Origin of the sequence: Actinomadura sp. 6N118, assembly GCF_044326415.1 — a bacterium.
Taxonomy (GTDB): domain Bacteria; phylum Actinomycetota; class Actinomycetes; order Streptosporangiales; family Streptosporangiaceae; genus Spirillospora.
Window position 1 is genome coordinate 297,709 of the sequence record NZ_JBIRAZ010000008.1, and the last position, 21,590, is coordinate 319,298.

The following is a 21,590-nucleotide window of genomic DNA, read 5'->3' on the forward strand; positions in this document are numbered from 1 at the left end:
GGCCTTCGTCAGCGCTGCTTCGGCACGACGGTTCCTCTTGGGAGCACCTTGACGCGCAGTCCCTCGCAGAAGGGACACTTCGGCTCGGTCCACGGCGGCTGGCTCGCCATACCAGCGTGGAACCAGGCGACCCCATCACCGCCGAACCCGTCGTCGGCGTGTCGTGCCTCGTATATGTCGTCGTAGGGCCGAAGGCAGTCGAGGCAGTAGAAGTACCATCGCTCTTTGATGACGTGAATCTCCCGAGTTCGCATTGCGATATCCCCGCTCTGCTCATCTGCGGACGAATGGATCACGGAAGGCGCGCACGGTCCGCGCCACGGGTCTACGTCCGGGAGATGTTGAGCGCGATGAGCAGGCAGGCGCCAGGCGTACGGCTGGAGGGGCGAGCGGGCAGCCCGGGTGTGGACGGCGGGCGGCCCACGTGCCACCGCAGGGCGAGCCGGGTGGTCGCCGCGTGGCGCGCGGGAGTCGAATCGAGGTCACGGCAGCCGCCGAAACGCCGGAGGGCCGGGCGGGTGCGGGCTTCGTGCTCCCCGGTGCCCGCCTCGCCGTCGCGCTCGCCCCGTCCCAGCCCGTTGCCGGGGTCGGTGACGGCGCCCTGCGAGTCCTGGACGGGTGGGACGGCCAGGCAGACGCCGGATTCCGCCAAGGTGAGTGCGGTCAGCAGGATGGTCACGGCGAAGATGACCGGCCACAGCATCCCTGTCCTGCGGTCGGCCGTTACCTTCCGGCATCGGCGTGCTGCCACAACGATGACCTTACCTAACGCTGTGTAGGTCAAGCTTTACTGTGTGTAACGATCGGACCTAGTTCGTGTGGCCCATCTCACGCCCGTTTGCACATGTCATATACCCCCTACGGGTATATGGTTCAGGTCATCGGAACCGCTCCGGAACGGGAGGCCACCATGTCCACGACGCCGCACACCACCGACCACGCCGGCCACCACGACCACCACGCGAGCAGCGGTCCCGGCGGCCTCCAGGTCTCGGCGGACGGCTACACCCTCGACCTGCTGGACACGATCATTCAGCCCGGCGAGATCGACTTCCGGTTCCGGATCCTCGGCCCGGACGGGCACCCGGTCAGCGCGTTCACCCCCATCCACGACCGGGAGTTGCACCTGATCGTGGCGCGGCGTGAGCTCACCGGCTTCTGGCATGTACATCCGGAACGCGCCGCCGACGGCACCTGGTCGGTCCGGCTGGACCTGCCCGAGGCGGGCGCCTACCGGGTCTTCACCGACATCGCCCCGCGCGACCTCGGCCGCACGATCACGCTGGGCGCCGATCTCGCGGTGGCCGGACTCTATGAGCCGAAGCCGGTGCCCGAGCCGGCATCGACCTACGCCGTGGACGGCTACGAGGTCGAGATCGAGGGCGGCCTCACCCACGCCGAAGCCCGGCAGCTCACCCTGACCGTCCGCAGGAACGGGAAGCCGGTCACCGACCTGCAGCCCTACCTCGCCGCCTACGGTCACCTGGTGATCCTGCGTGCCGGGGATCTGGCGTACGTGCACGTCCACCCGAACGGCGAACCAGGCGATGGGGTGACCGAGCCCGGGCCCGGCATCACCTTCCACGCGCAGGTGCCCGGCCCCGGCACCTATCGCGCCTTCCTCGACTTCAAACACGGCAATGTCGTCCGCACCGCCGCGTTCACCCTCCTCACCGCCCACCACTAACGGCACCCCGCCCATTTATGTAGCGGTCGATACAGATTACTGCTACCGTGAATCTGTATCGATCACTACATAATGAGGTCAGGGCGATGACGACGCTTGAGGGCAAGACGGCACTGGTGACGGGCGCGAGCCGGGGGATCGGGCGGGCCATCGCCGAACGGCTCGCCGCCGACGGCGCACTCGTCGCCGTGAACTACGCGCGGGATGAAGCCGCCGCCAAGGAGGTCGTGGCGGCGATCACCTCCGCCGGCGGGCGGGCCTTCGCCGTCCAGGCACGCCTCGGAACCGAGGGCGACGTCGACACGCTCTTCGCTGCGCTCGATCTCGGACTGCGCGAGCACGGAGCCGCCCTTGAGATCGACATCCTGGTCAACAACGCGGGCGTCGGCGCGGCCGTCACGATCGAGGACGTCACACCCGCGCTCTATGACGAGGTCTTCGCGGTCAACACCCGCGCCACGTTCTTCACGACCCAGCGGGCGCTCTCCCGGCTGCGCGACGGCGGCCGCGTCATCAACATCACCACGGGCGCCACCCGGATCGCCTTCCCCGAAGCCATCGCGTACGCGATGACCAAGGGCGCCATCGACACGTTCACCCTCGCGCTCGCCCAGCACCTCGGCCCGCGCGGCATCACCGTCAACAACGTGGCACCCGGGATCATCGACACGGACATCAACGCGGACTGGCTCCGCGGCAACGCCGAGGCCGAGGCCTATGCCGCCTCCCGCGCCGCGCTCGGCCGTGTCGGCCAGCCCGACGACGTGGCCGGCGCCGTCGCCTTCCTCGCCTCAGCCGACGGCCGTTGGGTCACCGGCACCACCATCGACGCCACCGGCGGCTCCCACCTCTGATCTGCTGAACGCGACGAAGGCCGCCCGGGCCCCAACGAGCCCGGACGGCCTTCGGCAGGTCAGCTCATCGCGCGCCGGAACCCACGGTGGCCTTGGGAGCCACGCGTGCGCTGGGCGCGAGCGGGTTGTCGGGAATGTCTCTCGTGTTGAAGGCGTACCTGGCCGCCGAGTCGGCGATGGCGTCGGAGTTGACGTCCAACGCGGTCAGGTTGACGTTGGTGATCGTGTCGCAGGCCACGTGGTAGCAGACGTCATAGGCGACTCCCGCGGTGCCGCCGAAGAGGGCAGCCTCAGCGGGCGTCTTGATGCCCTCGGCGCCGGTGAAGATTCCACCAGACGGGATGCCGACCAGGATGAAGGGCCCGTAGTCGGAGCGACCGTCGAAGTCGGTGCCGACGTGCCCGAGGTTTCGGCGATCGAAGAACCTCTCCAGCTGCTTCTCGATCTGCGCCGAGCCCGGCGGGCCCGCAGGCGCGCCCGTGGCGTCGGAGTCGTCACCGTCGTAGAGCTTGTAGGCGTAGTTCGGCGACGCGACCATGTCGAAGTTCAGGTAGAGCCGGATCTTGTCCCGCTCCGCCTGGGACAACTTCGCCACGTATTGGTCGGAGCCGAGCAGGCCGATCTCCTCTGCTGCCCAGAACGCGAAGCGCATCTTGTTCTTAACCGGGAAGTTCCGCATCTGCAGCGCGGTTTCGAGGATCGCCGCGGTACCCGACCCGTTGTCGTTGATGCCGGGGCCCTCCGGGACGCTGTCGAGGTGGGCACCGATCATGACCACGTTGCCGGGCTTGCCGTGCCGGGACTCGGCGATGACGTTGTGGTTGGTGCCGAGGACCAAGCTGGAGTCCACCTTCAGCCGGACGGTCGTGCCCGGGTTGGCGGCGAGCTCGTTGCCGACGGCGAAGCTGGAGAACACCATGGGGATCCCGGCCCGCCACTCACCGATGTTGAGCGGGAACGGATCCGTCCGGCCCGGCTGGCCCTCGTTGAAGATGATGAGGCCCGACGCCCCGGCGCGCCCGGCGTTGAGCACCTTCGTGGCGAACGGGCAGGTGCCGCGCTGGACCAGCGCGATCCGGCCCGCCACGAACCCGTTGAAGTCCGTGGCCTCGCAGCCGCTGGTCGACGTGGGCTCCGGCGTCGGCGGCAGCACGACGTCCACGGCCTGGACCTGCGCCGTCACGTCACCGGCCGGCGACGGCTCGAACGTGACGAAGTCCGTCCCCGGTGTGTAGGTCTTCGGCGTCGGTGACTGCTGCGCCAGGACGGGCGGGGTGTTCTCGCTCCAGCTCTCCACGAAGTTGATCGGGTCGAGGGTCACCTTGTAACCGGCGGCCCGCAACTTCTTGGCGACGTAGTCACGCGAGGCGTTGTAGCCGGGCGTCCCCGCAGCCCGGTTGCCCCCGTTCGCGGTCGCGATTGCCTGAAGGGCGTCCAGGTGCTTCTTCACGTTCTCGCCCTTGACCTTCGCCACCAGCACCTTGGCGAACACATCGTCGAGGGAACCGGCTTCGGCCGGCGCGGACACGGACAGGGGCAGGATCACGGCCGCGGCGACCACTACGGCACCGGCGACCCGCCTGCGACGGCGAATACGCACGCCAACTCCTTTGTTAGGACGAATCGACGTAGACCCCCCGGAACTTCCGTTCCTGGAACGTAACGCCGACCAGCAACAGAGGAAAGGGCGCAATCACCCCGTAGGCCACGCTGGTGCGCCCACAACCGGCCAACCCATCGCAGCCAGGGGCTCACTGGGCCTGATCTGGCCAAACGAGGTCACCGCAGAAGTTCGCCGCAGAACGTGCCGTCGCGTCAGCCGACTGGAGCCTCAGTGCGGAGTGCCGTGACCAAGCCGGATACGCGCGGGTCGCTTGAGGCGTCGTCCAGGGCCTGGCTGAGGGTCTCGTAGTACGTGGGCGACGCGTTCTCCACCGTTGCGCGCCCCTCGTCGGTGATGACCGTGTAGACGCCGCGGCGGTCGTTCGCGCAGAGGTCACGGCGGGTGAACCCGGCGGTCTCCAGGCGCGCGACGAGGCGGCTGACCGAGCTCTGATTGAGGCCGATCAGGTCGGCCAGTTCCTGCATGCGCAGCTCACCGTCGTCGGCGCGGGACAGACGGCACAACGCACGGAACTCCGAGAGCCCGATGCCGTGGCGGCGCTGGAGCGCCTTCGCCAGCTCGTTCTCGACTCGGCCGTGCAACGTCACGACCTGGTCCCAGACCAGCGCGTCCATGAGGTCCTCGCCTTCACCTGTTGACAACAGACTACATGCAGAGCCAATATCTGCATGTGCATGCAACGCATGTACATGCATGAATAATCCACCATCGGGGAGAGACCATGACCATCGAGAAGATCGCCACCACCCCGGACTGGTACGCGCCGTACCGGATCTCGCAGGCGATCAAGGCGGGCGGCCTCATCCATGTCTCGGGCCAGGCGGGCATCGACGAGCAGGGCAAGACCGTCTCCGGCGACTTCCTCGCCCAGGGACGGCAGGCGTTCGCCAACATCGAGCGCGTCCTCGCCGAGGCCGGCGCCGGTTTCGGCGACGTCGTCAAGGTCGGGATCTTCGTGACCGACATGGCGGCCAACCTCGACAAGGTGATCCAGCTGCGCGAGGAGTTCCTCAGCGAGCCCTACCCGGCCGACACCCTGCTTGAGATCTCTTCGCTCGCCCAGCCCGACTGGCAGATCGAGGTCGAGGTCACCGCACTCGCCTCGTAACGCGACTGCACTCGCCCGCATCGCGACCGCGCTCGCCGCAGACGCCCGCGACCACGCACCCGTTGTGATCACTCTGACCCGAGAGAGGTAGAACCACCATGCCCACCAACCCCTTCATGCCCACCAACCCTTTGTTGCGCCCGTACCGACGCGGCACCCTCGATCTTCCCAACCGCATCGCGATGGCCCCCATGACCCGGGGAAGGGCCGACGATCTGACCGGGGTGCCGAGCCCGCTGACCAAGGACTACTACGCGCAGCGCGCCGGCGCCGGACTGATCGTCAGTGAGGGCGTCTATCCGAACGTGCTGGGCAAGGGCGGCCCCGGCATCCCGGGCCTGGTGACCGAGGCGCAGGTGGCGGGCTGGCGCGAGGTGACCGAGGCCGTCCACGCTGCCGGCGGCCGCATCTACGCCCAGCTCTGGCACGTGGGGCGGATGTCACACCCATACGTACTGCCGGACGGGCAGCAGCCCGTCGCCCCTTCCGCCGTACGGATCGAGGGTGAGCAGATCTTCACGTCCAGGGGCTTGGTTGATCACGTCACGCCGCGTCCCCTGACGACCGCCGAAGCCGAGGCGACGGTCGCGGACTTCGCCGCCGAGGCACGGAACGCGATCGCGGCCGGGTTCGACGGCGTCGAGATCCATGGTGCGAACGGCTACCTGATCCAGCAGTTCCTCGCCGAGAACACCAACGTGCGCACCGACCGCTACGGCGGCTCCCGCAACGGGCGGCTGCGTTTCGCGATCGAGGTCGTGGAGGCCGTCGCGGCCGAGGTCGGGGCGGACCGGACCGGGCTGCGGATCTCCCCCGACAACCCGGAGAACGAGATCGCGGAGGAGAACGCGCAGGACACCTACCGGACACTCGTGGACACGCTGGATCCGCTCGGGCTCGCCTACCTGCACGTGATCGAACGCGGCGCGTACGGCGCCCTCGCCGACCTGCGGCCACGCTGGTCGGGCACTTTGATCGGAAACTTCAACGGCCCGGAGCCCACCACGCCGAGCGCGGGTGAGAACGCCCTCAGTGCCGGTTTGGCCGACCTCTTCTCGTTCGGGCGGCACTTCATCGCCAATCCCGACCTGCCCGCGCGCATCGCCTCAGGCGCACCCCTGAGCCCGCCAGACAGAGGTCCCGCCTACGGTGGCGGCGCCGAAGGCTACATCGACTATCCCGCCCTCTCCGAGTCGCGCATCTGAGGGATCACGGCGGTTACAGCGGGACGCTCCAGAAGTCGATCTCGTGCCGCATGCCTTCAAGGAAGAACCTCTCAGCGCGCTCCCGATCGGGCCCGGCCTCGTCGATCATCTGGGCGCAGCGCCTGGTCAGCTCGGCGAAGCCGGGGTCGGCGTAGGTGTCGACCCAGCGCCTGTAGCGCGGCTCGGCCGGGGGGTTCTCGGCGAGCCGGAGCCCGAGCGTCGAGTATCCCCACATGCACGGGTAGAGCGCCGCGAGCCCTTCGCCATACGAGGCGGCGCTGTCCAGGAGGAAGCGGGTGTAGGCGGCGCATACCGGTCCCTTGCTCGCGCCCTCCAGATCTGCGCCGAATTCCGCCGCCAGCGAGCGGTGCAGGGAGAGTTCCTCATGGAACGTGGCGTGCGCGAGATCGACGAGATCCCCGAGATGTGCCGCGGGCGCCTGCCAGGCCAGCCGCGAGAAGACCCGCACGTAGTCGAGGAGGAAGAGGTAGTCCTGCTCCAGCCACGACCGGAACACCGCCTCGTCCAGGTCACCACCCGCGATGCCCGCCACGGTCGGATGCTTCAGCTGCTCTTCGACCAACGGCAGGCCGAGCGCTTCCAGATGTGCCGCGAGACTCATGCCCGCAGTCTCCCACCGGGCCCGGAATGACGAAGACCCCGCCGGACGTCACGTCCGGCGGGGTCCCACGTCGCAGCCGATGTGCGGGGTCGCCTCTCGGCGAAAGGCACAATGCGGCTCCAGCCGAACGGTATTCCGCAAAGGCAAAAGGTGAGGCCCGGGGACACCCAGGCACACCGGCCACCAAATGTAACCGTCACCCGTCTGGGATTGTTCCCCTGTCACCGGCCGTTCACCTCACGGCCGCCAATGAGCCGCCAACGGGCCGCTGCAGGGCCGTCTGGGCGCGGCAGCGTAGAGGTTGTGCAATCTGGCATTGCCCGCACGACAGGAGCGGTGATCCTCGCCCTCGCGCTAACGGGCTGCACGGCGGCCGCAACGGCCTCGCAGAAGAAGACGATCGTGGTCGGCGTCAAGTCCGACCAGCCCGGGCTGGGCCTCCTGGAGGGCGGCTCCCACAAGGGCTTCGAGGTCGACGTCGGCACGTACATCGCCCGGCGGCTCGGGGCGGCGCGCGTCACGTTCGAGACCGTCACGTCGGAGAACCGGGAGCGGCTGCTCGGCGCGGGCAAGGTCGACCTCGTGCTCGCCTCGTACTCCATCACCGCCGAACGTGCGACGAAGGTCACGTTCGGGGGGCCGTACTACGTGGCCCACCAGGACATCATGATCCGCAGGAACGAGCCGGGCATCCGCTCGGTCCGGGACCTGGCGGGCCGCCGCATGTGCGAGGCGAGTGGTTCAGTCTCATCCGAGCGCGTCACCCGCGGGCTGGGCATCGCGACTCGGCTTGTGCCGTCGCCGTCCTACAGCGACTGCTTCAAGAAGCTGCTCGCCGGCCAGGTCGACGTGGTGTCCACAGGCGACCTGGTCCTGGCCGGGTTCGCGGCCAGGGCGCAGGACCGGGTACGGATCACCAACACCCCGTTCACCGACGAACGGTATGGGGTGGGTCTGCGCAAGGGCGACATCGAGGGCTGCGAGCGCGTCAACAAGGCGATCACTCAGATGTACCAGGACGGCACGGCCTCCCGCCTGCTGCGCAAGTGGTTCGGCCCCGCCGGGCTCCAGCTGACCGAGTCGGTCCCGGAGTTCGAAGGCTGCTCCTGAGTTCCGGAAGCCGCTCCTGAACGTCGGAAGTCGCTCTGAACGACGAAGGACCCCGCTCGACACGGGGTCCTTCGTCGGGGCCGATGCGCGGGTCGCCTCACGGCGAAAGGCACAATGCGGCTCCAGCCGAACGGTATTCCGCAAAGGCAATAGGTAGGGCCCGGGGGACACCAGGCACACCGACCATCACATGTAACCGCGGTCGCCTCCGAGTTGTTCCCGGCCTCCCTGTGTAGCGATCACCGGCGTGGCTGGTCGAGCTCGATTCGCAGCGACTTGATCACGGTGGCGAGCATCTCGTAGTGCCCGGCGAGCATGCACAGCTCGACGCACTCCCTGGGAGACAGGTGCCGGCGCAGCCCCTCCCAGGCCGGGTCATCCAGATCGCCGTGCGCATGCATGTGATCGACGGCGGTGAGCATGGCCCGCTCGCGCGGCGTCCAGCCGTCGGCGGCCGGGCCCAGGCCGAGCCGCGTGACATCGTCCGCGTCCACACCGGCACGGCGGCCGATCCGGATGTGGTGCTCGAACTCGTACGCGCAGTCCCGGAGATGGGCGACCCTCAAGATCACGAGCTCGGTCTCGCGGCGCGGGAGGATGCCGCGTGGCATCAGCCGGCCGCCGAACCGGGCCCAGGCCCGGAAGAGCTTGCGATGCCTCGCCAAGGTCAGGAAGAGATTCGGGGCGGTCGTGCCGCCCGAAAGGCCCACCAACTGGATGGCCACCCAGTTGGGCAGCCCGACCTCACGAAGTCCGCCGGGCGGGATACGGGGGTCAGACACGGGCATCCTTCTCCGGCGGGTCGAGGTATCTGGTCATCGCGGTGTTCAGTGCCCGCATGATCAAGTTGTACACCGCTGGAACGTGGCGCTGGACCAAATAGACACACCGGATATCGCCGGACGTAAAGATCAGGTATTTGTCGCGTTCGACGCCCCGGACGAGGGCCCGTGCCGCCTGATCAGGCGAGACGGCGCGCTTGCGGAACAGCGCGATCGCACGCCGGGCCCGGGGCGCCTCCCTGTCGATGCCGACGATGTCCACGCTGTTCACCAGCGGTGTGTCGATGCCGCCGGGGCACACCAGGCTCACGCCGATCCGATGCCGGCGCAGATCGAAGCGGAGCACCTCCGACACTCCGCGCAGGCCGAACTTGCTCGCGCTGTACGCGGCGTGCCAGGGCAACCCGAACAGGCCCGCCGCTGACGACACGTTGACCAGATGCCCGCCGCGCCCGGCGTCGATCATCGGCGGGACGAACGCCTCGATGACGTGGATCGGGCCCATGAGATTCACGTCCACCATCCGCCGCCAATGCCGGTGCGCGAGCCGGTCGACCGTGCCCCAAGCCGACACTCCGGCGACGTTCATGACCACGTCCACGCTCCCGACCTGGGCGTGCACGCGTTCAGCCAGCCGCAGCACGTCGGCGTGGTCGGTGACGTCCACGGGCTCGGCGAGGACCACGTTCGCGCCGGTGGAGCGGATGGCGCCGGCCGTCTCTTCCAGGCCGTCGGCATCGATGTCGGTGAGCACCAGGTCGGCGCCGCGCGCCGCCGCGACCAGCGCCGTGCTCCGGCCCAGCCCGCCTGCCGCGCCGGTGATCAGGCACGTCTTGCCGGACAAACTCGTCACGGCGCACAACCTAAACGGCTATAGACATTGATGTCTATAGCCGTAGACACCAATGTCTATGGCTAGCCGGTCATCAACCGGGCGACCATGGCGACGAACGGCTCCCTGAGTGCGGCCAGCGCCGCGTTATCCCCCGTCAGCACACGTGTCGTGACCAGCGAGATCAGCGCACCCACGACCGCCTCGCACGCAAGTCGCTGTTCCGGGGTGGTGGCGCCGAAAAGCTCGGCCGCCCATTCGGTCAACGTGGCCTGCACGGTCAGCCGGCGGCCCAGCACCTCGACGCCCGCCGCGTACACCTCGACGAGAAAGACCCTGGCCGCCTCGGGCTCCGCCGCCAGCCCCGCCAGGTACGCCCCGACCACCCGGTCGAACCGTTCCAGCGGAGTGCCCCCGAGCCGCAGCGCCTCCTCCATCCGCTCCGCCAGGATGTCGGTGACCAGCTCGTACGCGGCGATGAAGCACGCCTCCTTGTTGGCGAAGTTCTCGTAGAAGGTCAGCCGCGACACCCGGGAACGTTTGAGCACATCGGCGACCGACGTCGCGACGTACCCCTTCTCGGCGGTCACCTCGACCATCGCCACCAGCAGACGGCTTCGCTGCTGGGCGGCGACCTCTTCCCGGGTCAGACCGTGCGACCCGCCCGACAACGGCTCGGCGGAATGTGTGCGCAACGAGGACGGCTTCTCCACCCGGCCATGCTAGAAGTCAGCGGCTCCCGGCGAGGATGCGCTTGCGTTCACCGGTGTACTCCCACCAGGGCCGGCCCGGCAGCCCGTCGGCCTGGTCCACGGCCGACATCACGGTGTCGAGCAGGCACGGGTCATGCCGCACTCCGTCCGCCGCGCACATCTCCTCGAACAGTTCGAACGCGTCCCGCCCTGCCAACTGGCCGATCCGCGTGATCCCGATCCGCGCGAACTTGCGGGCAATGGCCGGGCCGACGTTCGCCAACGTGACCAGGTCCTCTCGTTCATTACTCATGACTCCACAAGACCAGCCCCGCCCGAGTCCCGTCTTGTCGGAATCGGACATAAGACCGCCCCGCCGGGCAGATCCACCACGCACCCGGCGCTCGCCGAGGAGGAGACCGTCTGCGTTCGCCATGCTTCGACGCGCGTCGAATTTTCGGCGGCCTAGCGTCGGGCCATGGCAGAGGAAACACCGGCCACCGACGACCGGCCACCGTCCCAGGTCGTCAACGAGATGGTCGATCACGTCCTGCGTCTCGCGGCCACCTGGCCGGCCTGGGACGGCACCCCGCGCGCGATCGACGACCGGACCTACACCCCGCACAAGGCAATCCGCCGCGTGGTCGACCATCTGGTGGACCACCTGGCCGAGATCGAAGCGCGCCTGGCCGGGGTGGGGCCGATCCCCGACCACTGGCACGCATCGTCGTTCACCGACCCGGCGGACCTCGCCCCGTTCACCCAAAAGGACCTGGACGAGGCACGCAGCCGTCTCACCCGGCTCGCGCAAATCTGGACCGTCCGGCTGGACGCACTGTCGCCCGATCAGCTCGACCACTCGCCCGGCGACGGCTGGACGTTCCGCCAGATCGCCTTCCACCTGACAGAGTCCGCCTACTACGCCGACGCCGTAGGCGACCCATCGGCGTGATCCCGGTGCACGCCGAGGCGTTCGGCTACTGCCGCCTGCTCAACTTCGCCCGTTCCTGGACGCAGCCGGAGAGCGAGTCGTGGAGGTCTGCCTCCGGGCGGGCAGTGCCACATCCTTCTATGTGGCCCGACACCCCTCCGCGTCGTGTGCCCGTCTTCCTAGTCGGCTGCGAAGCTGCGCTGGGGAAACCTTCAGCCGGTGATGGCGTTGGAGGCGTAGCATCGTCGCTGGTCCCAGGGGCGAGCGAGGTGGAGCTAGAAGGTATGAGCTATCCGCCGGACGGCTGCACCTATGAGGTCTCTTACAGTCTTGGCAGGCGTGGCTTCTCTGTGGAGCGCTTCCAGGATGAGTTTGAGCTGATGCGCTGGTTCAGGGAGATGGAGGAGCGGGGCGCCTTCGATCCCCAGGATTTCGAGGAGCCGGACGAAGACGGCCGAAACGGATACCAGATCTTTTGCGTCACGGACACTCAGCGCGTTGAGATCAGCTACTTCCACTATCGCCTTGTGCGGGCTCGCATCGAGAGAAAGCATCCGCTGATGTGAGCTGGTCCGGCTGATCGTGGTGTCACTACGCCGGGTCGGGTCAGGGACGCGTGGGTTGCTGCGCAGTGCAGGTCAGCGCGCGAGATGCTCCCTCAGGCCGGGCGGCCATGCCTCGAGATCCCGGTTCACCAGCAGCTCGGCGTGCTCAGGGGCCCCTTCGACCCGGAACAGCACGATCCGCCCCTCCGGCTCTGGAGCGACCACGGTACGGTACGCGATCTTCGATGCGTCGAAGGGAAAGTCCCAGTGCACCAGCCGGCCGTACACCCGGCCGTCGGCCACCAGTTCGGACCGCCCCACCCACCGGCTCCGCGGGCTGCGCACCACCGCGCGGAGCAGGAAGCTCCCCGGGTGCGGCCAGCCCGGATCGGACTCGTCCACGACCATGGCCGAACCTGTCCGCAGCCGCAGCGGCTGCGTGGTGGCCTCGGTCAAAGCCTCCAGCAGATCCTCGTCCGCGACCGTGATCAGCTCGACCAGCGCCGACGCGTCCACGGCGTCGACCTCGCCGTACACGTCATAGAACGAACCCGCGAGACCCCTGGCGAGCGCGGGATGCAGCGCCGGGATCTCGGCCGCCTCCCGGAACACGTGGCGCTTGGCCTCCCAGGGCACCGGACCGGCACCGCTGATCAGGCGATCCCAGTGGGACCGCGGCAACTGGAGGGTCAGCGCTGTGAAGACCCGCGACGCCTCGCGCGATTCGAAGTAGTCGACCCAGAGCCCGTACTCGGCCGACTCGGCCACCGGGCCCGGACCGTGCATCAGCATCGCGGCGAACTGGCGCACGATCCAGTCCTGTAGTACGTGGTCACCATGCAACCAGCACATTCGCAGGTACATCAGGATCCCGTAGGACGGGAACATCTGGTGCAGCAGGACCCATGCTGCGGCGTTCTCGGCATCGGTCCCGAGAAGGTTCAGCCCGTGCGGGTTGAACTCGTCGTGGGCGTCCGTGGTCTCCAGCACGAGATCCACATCGGCGTCGACACGCAGCCGGTCCAGCCCGATGTCCACGAGTTCCCGGTCCCACCTGAAGGTCCCGATCAGCGGAGGGGGCGATGTCGGGTCTGACATTCCGCCAACTTTAGTGAATGGTCGTCATCGGTTATCCGGTGGGACGGCCTCTCGCCCAGTTAGTGTCCCGTGCCCTCACCGGCTCGGCCACCAGCACCACTTCACCCTCCACAGCGATCGCCTCGCTACGAGCGGGAGGGCAACCCACCACCGCGGATCCCGATGGGCGTGTCCGTCCTCCTCCGCCACCCGTTCGTGCACCATCCGGGTGCTTGAGCAGTGCGGCATGCCTCGCGCTCCATCCGCGCGTACCAGGCACGGCATTCCTCGTCGCCAATGTGCTCGGAGAGCCGGAGTTCCGTCCCGCGCCCGCCAAACCGTGCCCATGCCGCCCCAAGCGGCTCAAGGGTCCGTTGTCGGCCCACCAGCTGACAAACGCCACCATCCAACCGGCCGCAGAATGTCCGTGTGACACCTTCACTCTTCGAAGCTCTGGAGGCGGACGACGCGAGGACCGTTCAGTGGCATCTGGAGCAGGGCGCCGATCCCAACGCCGTGGATCCACGCTGGCCTCCGCCGTTCGCCTGGCCGCCGCTGAGCGTGGCGGCGACCCGAGGCAACGCCGAGATGGTCCGCCTACTGCTCTCCTACGGCGCGGACGTGAACGTGCGAGATTCAGGCGGAGGAACCCCTCTGATCTGGGCCTGCAACGGCGAACACCTCGACTGCGCCCGCGCCCTCCTCCAAGCAGGCGCCGACCCGACCCTCCGCAACAACGACGGCTACACCGCCTACGGCCGCACCCCCATGCGCAACCAGGAGCTACTCAACCTGCTCCGCCACCACGGAGGCTCTTAAGCCGACCCAACAGAACCCCGAACTCAGCCTGATCCAGATAAAGCTTCGGCCCCTCGGGGTCCTTAGAGTCCCGCAACCCAACCACCCGGCTGGGCAACCCCGCCAGCTCAACGCAGGAGGTGTCGTTAGCCGAGCCACTATGGCTGCTCTTCGTCCACAACGCTGCCAGCTCCACACAGTCGGAGTCATTAGCCATGCCGCTGTAACTACTCTTCCGCCAGTTGGTCATCCTGCTCTCCGTCACCAAGTTCCTAGTTCGTGGAGCACTTGGGCGATCCGCTCACGCGTCTCTTCGACGGAGAGCGACGCCTCACGTAGTTCCTCAAAGGCAACGCTATAGCTCGCCACCTCCGATTCATCGTCCACGAAGACGACCTGCGTCAGGCTGTGAACGGCGCAGACAGTGAAGCTGCCCGCCTCAACCTCCAGCAGGCTGAACGCACCGTCCGCGCCCGGGTGGTTCGCGATCTCGAAGGGCAGGATTCTCAACACGATGTTCCCACGGCGGGAAACGTCCAGCAGATGATGAAGCTGCTCGTGCATCACTGCCGGACCGCCGATTTGATGCCGGATGGCCGACTCACCGATTACGGCTTCCATCCGGGCAGGATTGGCGCCTTCCAACACCTCTCGCCGTGCCATGCGGAAGGCAACGGATCGATCAACATCCCGGTCGGGGTAGAGCCGTTTCAACGACGACATGATCGCTCGCGCGTAGTCGGGTGTCTGGAACAACCCATGGATCACGTTTGGTTGGTAGGCCAGCAACGCGGACGCGTCCTGCTCCAGGCGCACGTAGTCTCCGACAACCGGAGCCTGAGCGAGATCGCCGTAGCGCTTGACCCAATCCTTGGAGCGGCCCGCCGCAGCTAGTCCCAACAAGGATTCCTGAAGATCGGCTTCGACGTCCCCGTAGGTCATCAGGATGTAGTTGACCTCGCGTGGGCGGATCGTGACCTGGGCGTTCTCAATTCGGTGGAGGGCGGACTTGGACATCAGGAGGAGGTCGGCGGCCTCGTCGAGACCTAGGCCGTGCTCCTCGCGCAGTTTGCGCAGCTGAGCACCAAGTCGCCGCATGCGGAAGGTCGGGGGTCGCTTGGCCATGACACGCATTGTGATCGATCGGTCACAGATTTTCGAGGGATCCGTTCAAAATCGGGAAATCCCACTTTCCGCGCTTCCCGAGGTCCGCGATTCCCCATGTCTGGGAAGGCGATTGTGCGGCTTCACCAGGGCTTTCATGCTTGAGCGATGACACCGGACGAGAGAAGATTCAGCCTTCTGACCGGCTTGGCCTGGGAACTGCGGCGGATGTCCATTGGGTCGTACGTGACGCTGCCTCGTACAGGCGAAGCGGTGCTGTATGTACGCCGCCCTGGGGGCGCGCTTCTCTCCGTACTGGCCGTCCAGCACAACGGGCGCTGGCTCCTCATGTGGAGCCCCAGCATGTCTGCGTCTGGCGACGACGTGATTCTGGCGGCGCGGCGGATCGCGACGTTCGTGCAAAGTGGATGCGCTGCATGAACGTGCTGGGGGCGATCAGTCTGCCGGGAGTCGCCAGGTCGGCTCCTGAGGCACGCGCGTTCGTACGACGGCTGGCAGGTTCGTCGGAGCTGGCGTTCACGGACGAGACGTTGGCCGACATGCAGCTCTGTGTGGACGAGCTGGTCGCGAACGCCTGCGAGCACACGGCCTCGGGCCTGGGCGGCCGGGTGACGGTGACCGTGGCGAGGGGGCGCGACCGGCTGCGCGTCAGCGTGATAGACGAGGGCGGCGCCGACACCAAGCCTTCCGTCCAGCACGAACTCTGCGGCGAGAACGGCCGGGGCCTACGGCTGGTCGAAGCGCTCTCCCAGCGATGGGGCGCCGAGAGCACCACCGTGTGGGTGGAATTCTAGGCAGCGCCACACTCCTCTCGCGGTGACCCCGGCCACCGACGAGACGTTCTGCCCGACCCCCACCGAAGCTGCCCTGGCAGCCGCGGAGCACATCAAAGCGGAACACCAACGCAGCTCGCGCTACGAGGTGTTGGCGTCTGCCCAAGGAGCAGCCGGCGAGCTCAAGCCCAACGAGACGGACGACTGCCCTAGGTGACCGACGTCCGTTCCGCTCCGGCGACGCTGCGTGGAGCTCACTTGACTGCGCCGCTGGTGATGCCGGAGATGATCCTGCGTTGGGCGATCGCGAACACGACGATCAGGGGCAGGCTCATCAGGATGACGTAGGAGAAGATGAGGTGCCAGTTGTTGAGGTAGAGCCCGGCGCTGGCGACGCGGAACAGGTTGAGGGGAAGCGTGTCGATCCGCCCGCCGATGACGAAGAAGGCGTAGAAGACGTCGTTCCACACGTACAGGCAGACCAGGATGGTCGCGGTGGCGAGCACGGGCCGGAGCATGGGCAGCACGACGCGCCAGAAGACCATGATCGGACCTGCGCCGTCGATCTGGGCGGCCTCCTCCAGGGAGGCGGGGATGGTTCGGACGAACCCGGTGACGAAGAAGATCACCGTGGACATGTAGATCCCCATGTAGACGCCGATCATGCCCACCGCGCTGCCGGCCAGGCCCAGCTGGCGCAGGAGCAGGACGACGGTGACGACGGCCGGGGGCAGCACGATCCCGCTGATGGCCAGCGCGTACAGGACGGCGTTGAGGCGGGTGGCACGGCGGGCGAGGATCCAGGACGCCATGGAGCCGACGATCAGAACGCCGGTCACGACCGGAACGACGATGAGCAGGCTCCCGAAGAAGGCCGCGGCGACCTCTCCGTCGGCCCAGACCTCGCGGAGATTGTCCATCAACTGCCAATGGCCGGGCAGCGACAGATCCGGGTTGAGCGCCTCGCCGCGGGATTTCGAGGCGGTGACCAGCACCAGCCACAACGGGACCCCGATGGTGACGACGGCCAGAGCCGTGCCGACGAAGGGCTGTAGCCGGGACCAGAACGGCACGTCGCTCATGCTGCGTTTGGTCACAGGATCTCCTCCCGCTTGCGAAGCACATAGATGACGGGAAAGGCCATGATCGACACCAGCAGGAACAGGATCAGGCTCATCGTGGTGGCCTGGGCGAACAGTCCCTGCCCGAAGGTCCGGTAGATGAAGATGTTGAGGATCTCGGTGGTGCGGGCCGGGCCGCCGCCGGTGGTCGCCTGGACGATGTCGAATCCGTTCATGGACCCCAGCAGCGCGGACGACACGCTGAACGTGACCGCCGGGGCGAGCAGCGGCCACTTGACGGTCCAGAACGTCCGCATGCGGGAGGCGCCGTCGATCCGGGCCGCCTCGATGATGTCCTCCGGGATGGTCTTCAGCCCGGCCAGGTAGATCAGCATGGACAGGCCCATCCACTTCCAGGAGTGGATCGCGGCGACCACGACGAGCGTCCAGGTCGTGTCACCGAGCCAGGCGTAGTCGACGTCGGTCTGGAGCACGGCGCCGAGCAGCTGGTTGACGCTTCCCTCGGGTTTGAGCAGGGCCTGGAAGATGTAGCCGACCGCCAGCGCGGACATCAGGACCGGGATCAGGAAGAACGTGCGCAGGATCCGGTTGACGCGGTTATCGCGCTCCAGCAGGACCGCCAGGCCGAAGCCGAAGAGGTTCTGGAAGACGGCCACCAAAACTGCGTAGAAGACCGTGATGCGCAGCGCGCGGAACAGGGTCCCGTCGGAGGTCAGGTCGCCGAAGTTGTCGAACCCGACCGGGTGTATCTCGCTCTTGAATCCCGACCAGTCGGTGAAGGCGTAGATGAAGTTGAACAGCGTCGGCAGGAAGAAGAAGACGAGGAGGATGGCGAATGCCGGAGCCATGAACCACATCGGGTGCGTGCGCCGGTTGATCCGCGAGGTGGTGCTGCGCCTGCCTGCCGTCGGCGTACGCGACGGGGGCGGGCCGGACACCCGCCGCACGGCCGTGTCCTCGGCCATCACCATGAGAGCTCCCTTTCGTGCGGGGGACGTGGCGGCGGGACACCTGTACGGTCGCCGCCACGTCCTTTGCAGGATGTAGGCCGTCAGAAGCCGGGTGCCCCGGCGGCCTTGGCGAGCTGTTCGAACTGCTTCTGGGTGGTCGAGGCGACCTTCTCCGGCGACATGGTGCCGTTGATCATGTCGGCGAGGTTGATGTACAGGTCGGGGTTGGCGACCGCCTGGGCCTGCATCGAGCCGACGGAACCGGCCAGTGAGGCGTGCACGTCCACCAGCGCCTTGGGCACGCCGGGCGGGTTGGGGACGGCGGGCTGCAGGGAGACGGTGCTGCGGTCGGCGATGAAGTCCTTGTAGCCGGTCCCCATCCAGAACGACAGCAGTTGCCTGGCGGCGGCTTCGCGCTTGGCGTCGCCGGTCTTGAACGCGACCAGGGCGTTGGACTGGTCCGGAATGAAGGTGCCGACGTTGCCGGACGGCGAGATCGGGAAGAACCCGATCTTCTTGTCGAGGGTGGCGGTGTCGGCACTGGCCTGGAGCTGGCCGAAGAAGGAGTTGACCTGGACGACCATGGCGGCCTTGCCGTCGAGCAGGGCCTTGCCCTGGTCCTCGAACTTCGCGGTCTTGATGTCGGAGTTGAACAGGCCCTCGTCGATCAGTGACTTGTACTTCTTGATCGCGTCCAGCACGACCGGGCTGCTGAAGGTCTCCTTCTTGGTGTTGACCTTCTCCCAGAGACCGTCCTTGGCGGCGTCGGCGAGCTGCACCTGGACCCACCACTGGGTGGACCACCGGTCGCCGGCCATCTCGTAGAACGGGGTGACGCCCTTGCCCTTGAGCGTGCGCGCCAGCTTGACCATGTCGTCGAAGTTCTTCGGCGTGGCCGTGACCCCGTTGGCGGCGAAGACCTCCTTGTTGTAGTAGACGCCTTCGACCGCGGGGCTGGTGACGAGCGCGGCGTAGCGGGTCTGGTCAAGGAGCCCGGTCATGTCGCGCAGCTTCGGGTCGAGCTTGGACAGCCACGGGGCGCCGGTGAGGGGCTGCAGGTTGGCCCGGGCGTTGATCGCGGTCAGCATCGACGCGGTGGGCTGCCAGAACGCCAGGTCGGGCTTGTCACCGGTGGCGACCTTCGTCTGGATGCCCTGCTCGTACGGGTCGGGGATGGTCACGACCTGGACCGTCGCGCCGGTCGCCTGCTGGAAGTCGGCGATGACCTTCTTGGGGACGGTGTTGCTGTTCTGGGCGGCCCAGATGGTCAGTTTGACGCCGTCGAGCTTGGTGCCGGCGTCGGGCCAGGTGACCGCGCTGTCACCGGCGGGGGTACTGGCCGAGGGGTCGCTGCATGCCGCGAGTCCGAGGGTGAGCGCCACAGTGGCGGCGAGAAACTTCCTTCTTCTCATCGCGCTGACCTTCCTTGGGGGGTGGGCCGACCTGCGACGCGGGTCGGCGAAATCTACTAGATGGGACGAAGTCGGATGAATCGGGCAGCCACCGGCTCGGTGCCGGTGGGGGCGACGGTGAGCAGTCCGGTCGCGGCGTCCCAGCGGCAGGTCCATTCCGGGAGGTGCCGCGGGTAGAGGGTCTCGATCTCGATCTGCCGGCCGACCAGGTGTGGAAGGGCCAGTACGGTTTCGCGGGCCAGTACGGTTTCGCGGTCCAGTACGGTTTCGCGGTCCAGTACGGCGTCACCCCCGTTCCCCGGACGCCGCCACACTCCTAGATAGGTGGCGTCGGCCGAGCGCAGCGCGAGGCTGAGCCAGGAGTCGTCCCAGCGGGGCAGCCCGAGGGGCCATAGCGGTCCGGCGGTCGCAAGGTCCGCGCGGATCTCGTGGTGGACGCGGACGGCGGCGCGCACGGCGTCCAACTGGTCGTCCCGCATGGCGTCGAGGCGCCCGGACAGGTAGAGGCGGCCGAGCATCCCCGTGCACACGGCGAACGCGAACTCCTCGTCCGACATCTCGGGCTGTGGGTAGGCCCAGCTGGCGGACTGCTCGGGTAGCACCGACATCGGCGCCGCCACGGCGATCGGCGGGTAACGGAGGAAATCCTGCTGGTCGCTCGTGGACTGCACCTGCATCCGGGACAACAGGGCGTAGTCCATCCGCATGCCGCCGGACGCGCAGTTCTCCAGGATCAGCTCCGGGTGCCGGTCCAGAACGCCGTCGAGCCACGCCAGGTGCGCGCGGTTGTGCGCCAGCAGTCCCGCGCCGACGCCGTCGGCGTGCAGATCGGTGCCCGCGCCAGGATTGACGTTGTAGTCGAGCTTGAAGTACCCGACGCCCAACTCCTCGACCAGCCGGTCGACGACCTGGTCCAGATGCGCGACCGCGCGGGGATGGCGCAGGTCCAGGTGGTAGCGGCCGTGCTCCACGACCTGGACTCCGTCGCGCTGCCAGAACGCCTCGGCCGGGAGCTTGTCGGCCATCGGGCTGCGGACGCCGATCACCTCGGGTTCCAGCCACAGGCCGGGCACCATGCCGCGACGGCGGATGTGGGCGAGGACCTCCTCGATGCCGTGCGGAAACCGGGTCTGGGACGGCTGCCACTCGCCGACGCTGTCCCACCAGGTGCCTCCGTCGTCATACCAGCCCGCGTCGACGCAGAACACCTCCGCTCCGACCGAGGCCGCCGCGTCGATCAGGGGCAGGAGCTTCGCGGTGGTGGGATCGCCCATCAGGGTGTTCATGTAGTCGTTGAAGACCACGGGCAGTGCGGCGCGGTCCGGGTGGGGCCGGACGATGGCCCGCCGGTGGGCGGTGAGCGCCGCAGCCGCGCCGTCCAGACCGGCGGACGACACGGCGACCGACACCGGCACCGTGGTGAACGACCCGCCGGGTTCCAGTCTCCGCCGCCACTGGTGGTCGAGGTCGGTCGGCCCGAGCAGCGCCAGGTAGGCGCCGTCCCGCCGCTCGCCGACCTCCCACCGCCAGGCGCCGTTGTGCTCGATCTGCCACAGCCAGGCCTGGCCGCCGTCCCGGTCGACGAGACCGCCGGTCGGCAGTTTGCGGCCGGTCGACCAGGTACCGGTGCTGACGACGTCGAGACCGCCGCGTCCATCCTGGCCATGCAGCGGGAGGCTCAGATCGACGGCCGCCCCATCCCGCAGGCGCCGACGGGACCACCTGCCCTCGCCGAGCCACTCGCTGTCGCCCTGAACGACGTCGAGGGTGTCGACCGGGCCTCCCGCGAATCCGGCGGCGAAGGAGGTGACGGCCAGCAACAACACCGGTTCGGGCCCATGGTTGGTCACCCGCGTCCAGACCTGGCAGGCGGCGACCCCGTCGGCGGAACGGAAGAACACCTCGGCTCCCAGCCCGGTGTCCTCGTCGAGCAGGTCGATGCGCAGCAGATGCCAGTTCCCGTCCCGGTTCTGCTCGCTGCCCTGGTAGACCAGCCGCCGGCCGACGACCGTCTCGGAGAAGCGGTTGGAGACGTGAGCCCGGCCCGTGCCGGGAGTCAGCAGTTCCACCAGCGGCTGGGCGGCTCGCGCGGGGTGGTCGGGCTCGCCGTCCGACAGGGACGCGACGGAGACCGGACCGTCCGGGGACACGTCCACCACGAGCCTCAACGCCGAATGGCCCCATGCCAGCCGGGTCGCGGTCTGCGATGTGATCAACTGTTGCTCCCTTGAGGGTCATTGACACTTGGGTCGCCGGTCGCCGGTCGCCGGTCGCCGGTCGCCGGTCGGCGGCGGGTCGGCGGGTCGGCCGTGAGGCGACTCGGTGGGCCGGGCCGGCTCCGCAGGGTCGCTGCGGAGCCGGACCGGCTTCAGCACCGCGCG

Annotated in this window: 26 protein-coding genes; 10 read left to right on the forward strand and 16 right to left on the reverse strand. The window is 67.9% G+C overall.

The genetic code is table 11. From position 1 onward, the window contains the following. Nucleotides 1-8: 8 nt before the first annotated feature. Nucleotides 9-254 carry a hypothetical protein gene (locus ACH34W_RS22860; protein ID WP_395963000.1) on the reverse strand — a complete coding sequence of 82 codons (246 nt, stop codon included), beginning with the start codon at nucleotides 252-254 and terminating at the stop codon, nucleotides 9-11. 71 nt (nucleotides 255-325) lie between these two features. After that, nucleotides 326-703, reverse strand: a complete 378-nt coding sequence (locus ACH34W_RS22865; RefSeq protein ID WP_395963001.1) for a hypothetical protein — start codon at nucleotides 701-703, stop codon at nucleotides 326-328. A gap of 207 nt (nucleotides 704-910) precedes the next feature. On the opposite strand from ACH34W_RS22865, the gene ACH34W_RS22870 reads away from it, so the two are divergent. Continuing rightward, the gene (locus ACH34W_RS22870) at nucleotides 911-1,687 is read left to right on the forward strand and encodes a hypothetical protein (RefSeq protein ID WP_395963002.1); all 777 of its coding nucleotides are present in this window, start codon (nucleotides 911-913) and stop codon (nucleotides 1,685-1,687) included. 86 nt (nucleotides 1,688-1,773) lie between these two features. After that, entirely contained in the window at nucleotides 1,774-2,541 is a 768-nt protein-coding gene (locus tag ACH34W_RS22875) for an SDR family oxidoreductase (protein ID WP_395963003.1), read from the forward strand. A 64-nt stretch (nucleotides 2,542-2,605) separates the two neighbouring features. Here the strand turns inward: ACH34W_RS22875 and ACH34W_RS22880 are convergent, their stop codons facing one another. Beyond that, complete coding sequence (locus ACH34W_RS22880) at nucleotides 2,606-4,141, reverse strand: M28 family metallopeptidase (RefSeq protein WP_395963004.1); 1,536 nt, start codon at nucleotides 4,139-4,141, stop codon at nucleotides 2,606-2,608. A 215-nt stretch (nucleotides 4,142-4,356) separates the two neighbouring features. Further along, nucleotides 4,357-4,779: a MarR family winged helix-turn-helix transcriptional regulator gene (locus ACH34W_RS22885; RefSeq protein WP_395963005.1), complete on the reverse strand. Its 423-nt coding sequence runs from the start codon at nucleotides 4,777-4,779 to the stop codon at nucleotides 4,357-4,359. A 107-nt stretch (nucleotides 4,780-4,886) separates the two neighbouring features. Here ACH34W_RS22885 and ACH34W_RS22890 point away from each other — a divergent pair, with 107 nt between their 5' ends. Together ACH34W_RS22890 and ACH34W_RS22895 are read left to right on the forward strand one after the other, a co-directional pair. Beyond that, a complete protein-coding gene (locus ACH34W_RS22890; protein ID WP_395963006.1) occupies nucleotides 4,887-5,273 on the forward strand; it encodes a RidA family protein in 387 nt (128 codons plus the stop codon). 98 nt (nucleotides 5,274-5,371) lie between these two features. Continuing rightward, nucleotides 5,372-6,478, forward strand: a complete 1,107-nt coding sequence (locus ACH34W_RS22895) for an alkene reductase (protein WP_395963007.1) — start codon at nucleotides 5,372-5,374, stop codon at nucleotides 6,476-6,478. Nucleotides 6,479-6,491: 13 nt separating this feature from the next. Here the strand turns inward: ACH34W_RS22895 and ACH34W_RS22900 are convergent, their stop codons facing one another. Continuing rightward, nucleotides 6,492-7,100: a TenA family protein gene (locus ACH34W_RS22900; protein ID WP_395963008.1), complete on the reverse strand. Its 609-nt coding sequence runs from the start codon at nucleotides 7,098-7,100 to the stop codon at nucleotides 6,492-6,494. Nucleotides 7,101-7,403: 303 nt separating this feature from the next. Between ACH34W_RS22900 and ACH34W_RS22905 the strand changes: the two genes are divergently transcribed. Then, nucleotides 7,404-8,210 (forward strand): transporter substrate-binding domain-containing protein, encoded by an 807-nt coding sequence (locus ACH34W_RS22905; RefSeq protein ID WP_395963009.1) that lies wholly within the window; start codon nucleotides 7,404-7,406, stop codon nucleotides 8,208-8,210. Nucleotides 8,211-8,449: 239 nt separating this feature from the next. Here the strand turns inward: ACH34W_RS22905 and ACH34W_RS22910 are convergent, their stop codons facing one another. From ACH34W_RS22910 to ACH34W_RS22925, 4 genes are all read right to left on the reverse strand, one after another. Then, entirely contained in the window at nucleotides 8,450-8,992 is a 543-nt protein-coding gene (locus ACH34W_RS22910) for a carboxymuconolactone decarboxylase family protein (protein WP_395963010.1), read from the reverse strand. Further along, a complete protein-coding gene (locus ACH34W_RS22915) occupies nucleotides 8,985-9,845 on the reverse strand; it encodes an SDR family oxidoreductase (protein ID WP_395963011.1) in 861 nt (286 codons plus the stop codon). The genes ACH34W_RS22910 and ACH34W_RS22915 overlap by 8 nt, the downstream gene beginning before the upstream one ends. A 62-nt stretch (nucleotides 9,846-9,907) precedes the next feature. Further along, nucleotides 9,908-10,537 carry a TetR/AcrR family transcriptional regulator gene (locus tag ACH34W_RS22920; RefSeq protein ID WP_395963012.1) on the reverse strand — a complete coding sequence of 210 codons (630 nt, stop codon included), beginning with the start codon at nucleotides 10,535-10,537 and terminating at the stop codon, nucleotides 9,908-9,910. 16 nt (nucleotides 10,538-10,553) lie between these two features. Beyond that, complete coding sequence (locus ACH34W_RS22925) at nucleotides 10,554-10,829, reverse strand: helix-hairpin-helix domain-containing protein (protein ID WP_395963013.1); 276 nt, start codon at nucleotides 10,827-10,829, stop codon at nucleotides 10,554-10,556. Between the two features lie 165 nt (nucleotides 10,830-10,994). Here ACH34W_RS22925 and ACH34W_RS22930 point away from each other — a divergent pair, with 165 nt between their 5' ends. Together ACH34W_RS22930 and ACH34W_RS22935 are read left to right on the forward strand one after the other, a co-directional pair. Continuing rightward, nucleotides 10,995-11,468, forward strand: coding sequence for a hypothetical protein (locus tag ACH34W_RS22930; RefSeq protein WP_395963014.1), 474 nt, complete (start codon nucleotides 10,995-10,997; stop codon nucleotides 11,466-11,468). A 263-nt stretch (nucleotides 11,469-11,731) separates the two neighbouring features. Continuing rightward, nucleotides 11,732-12,013 carry a hypothetical protein gene (locus ACH34W_RS22935; RefSeq protein ID WP_395963015.1) on the forward strand — a complete coding sequence of 94 codons (282 nt, stop codon included), beginning with the start codon at nucleotides 11,732-11,734 and terminating at the stop codon, nucleotides 12,011-12,013. Nucleotides 12,014-12,085: 72 nt separating this feature from the next. Here the strand turns inward: ACH34W_RS22935 and ACH34W_RS22940 are convergent, their stop codons facing one another. Then, complete coding sequence (locus ACH34W_RS22940; RefSeq protein ID WP_395963016.1) at nucleotides 12,086-13,090, reverse strand: hypothetical protein; 1,005 nt, start codon at nucleotides 13,088-13,090, stop codon at nucleotides 12,086-12,088. Nucleotides 13,091-13,498: 408 nt separating this feature from the next. Here ACH34W_RS22940 and ACH34W_RS22945 point away from each other — a divergent pair, with 408 nt between their 5' ends. Further along, nucleotides 13,499-13,888, forward strand: coding sequence for an ankyrin repeat domain-containing protein (locus ACH34W_RS22945; protein WP_395963017.1), 390 nt, complete (start codon nucleotides 13,499-13,501; stop codon nucleotides 13,886-13,888). Here ACH34W_RS22945 and ACH34W_RS22950 read toward each other — a convergent pair. Beyond that, nucleotides 13,857-14,117, reverse strand: a complete 261-nt coding sequence (locus ACH34W_RS22950; RefSeq protein WP_395963019.1) for a DUF397 domain-containing protein — start codon at nucleotides 14,115-14,117, stop codon at nucleotides 13,857-13,859. The genes ACH34W_RS22945 and ACH34W_RS22950 overlap by 32 nt on opposite strands. An 11-nt stretch (nucleotides 14,118-14,128) precedes the next feature. After that, entirely contained in the window at nucleotides 14,129-14,992 is an 864-nt protein-coding gene (locus tag ACH34W_RS22955; protein WP_395963020.1) for a helix-turn-helix domain-containing protein, read from the reverse strand. Between the two features lie 147 nt (nucleotides 14,993-15,139). Between ACH34W_RS22955 and ACH34W_RS22960 the strand changes: the two genes are divergently transcribed. Together ACH34W_RS22960 and ACH34W_RS22965 are read left to right on the forward strand one after the other, a co-directional pair. Next, nucleotides 15,140-15,412, forward strand: coding sequence for a hypothetical protein (locus ACH34W_RS22960; RefSeq protein ID WP_395963021.1), 273 nt, complete (start codon nucleotides 15,140-15,142; stop codon nucleotides 15,410-15,412). Further along, nucleotides 15,409-15,786: an ATP-binding protein gene (locus ACH34W_RS22965; protein WP_395963022.1), complete on the forward strand. Its 378-nt coding sequence runs from the start codon at nucleotides 15,409-15,411 to the stop codon at nucleotides 15,784-15,786. The genes ACH34W_RS22960 and ACH34W_RS22965 overlap by 4 nt, the downstream gene beginning before the upstream one ends. Before the next feature lie 233 nt (nucleotides 15,787-16,019). Here the strand turns inward: ACH34W_RS22965 and ACH34W_RS22970 are convergent, their stop codons facing one another. The 4 genes from ACH34W_RS22970 to ACH34W_RS22985 all read right to left on the reverse strand — a co-directional run bounded on the left by ACH34W_RS22970 (nucleotide 16,020) and on the right by ACH34W_RS22985 (nucleotide 21,425). Then, a complete protein-coding gene (locus tag ACH34W_RS22970; RefSeq protein ID WP_395963023.1) occupies nucleotides 16,020-16,862 on the reverse strand; it encodes a carbohydrate ABC transporter permease in 843 nt (280 codons plus the stop codon). Then, nucleotides 16,859-17,818, reverse strand: a complete 960-nt coding sequence (locus tag ACH34W_RS22975; RefSeq protein WP_395963024.1) for a carbohydrate ABC transporter permease — start codon at nucleotides 17,816-17,818, stop codon at nucleotides 16,859-16,861. The genes ACH34W_RS22970 and ACH34W_RS22975 overlap by 4 nt, the downstream gene beginning before the upstream one ends. Nucleotides 17,819-17,898: 80 nt before the next feature. After that, nucleotides 17,899-19,209, reverse strand: coding sequence for an ABC transporter substrate-binding protein (locus ACH34W_RS22980; protein ID WP_395963025.1), 1,311 nt, complete (start codon nucleotides 19,207-19,209; stop codon nucleotides 17,899-17,901). Nucleotides 19,210-19,265: 56 nt separating this feature from the next. Next, nucleotides 19,266-21,425 carry a glycoside hydrolase family 36 protein gene (locus tag ACH34W_RS22985; protein ID WP_395963026.1) on the reverse strand — a complete coding sequence of 720 codons (2,160 nt, stop codon included), beginning with the start codon at nucleotides 21,423-21,425 and terminating at the stop codon, nucleotides 19,266-19,268. Nucleotides 21,426-21,590 lie beyond the last annotated feature (165 nt).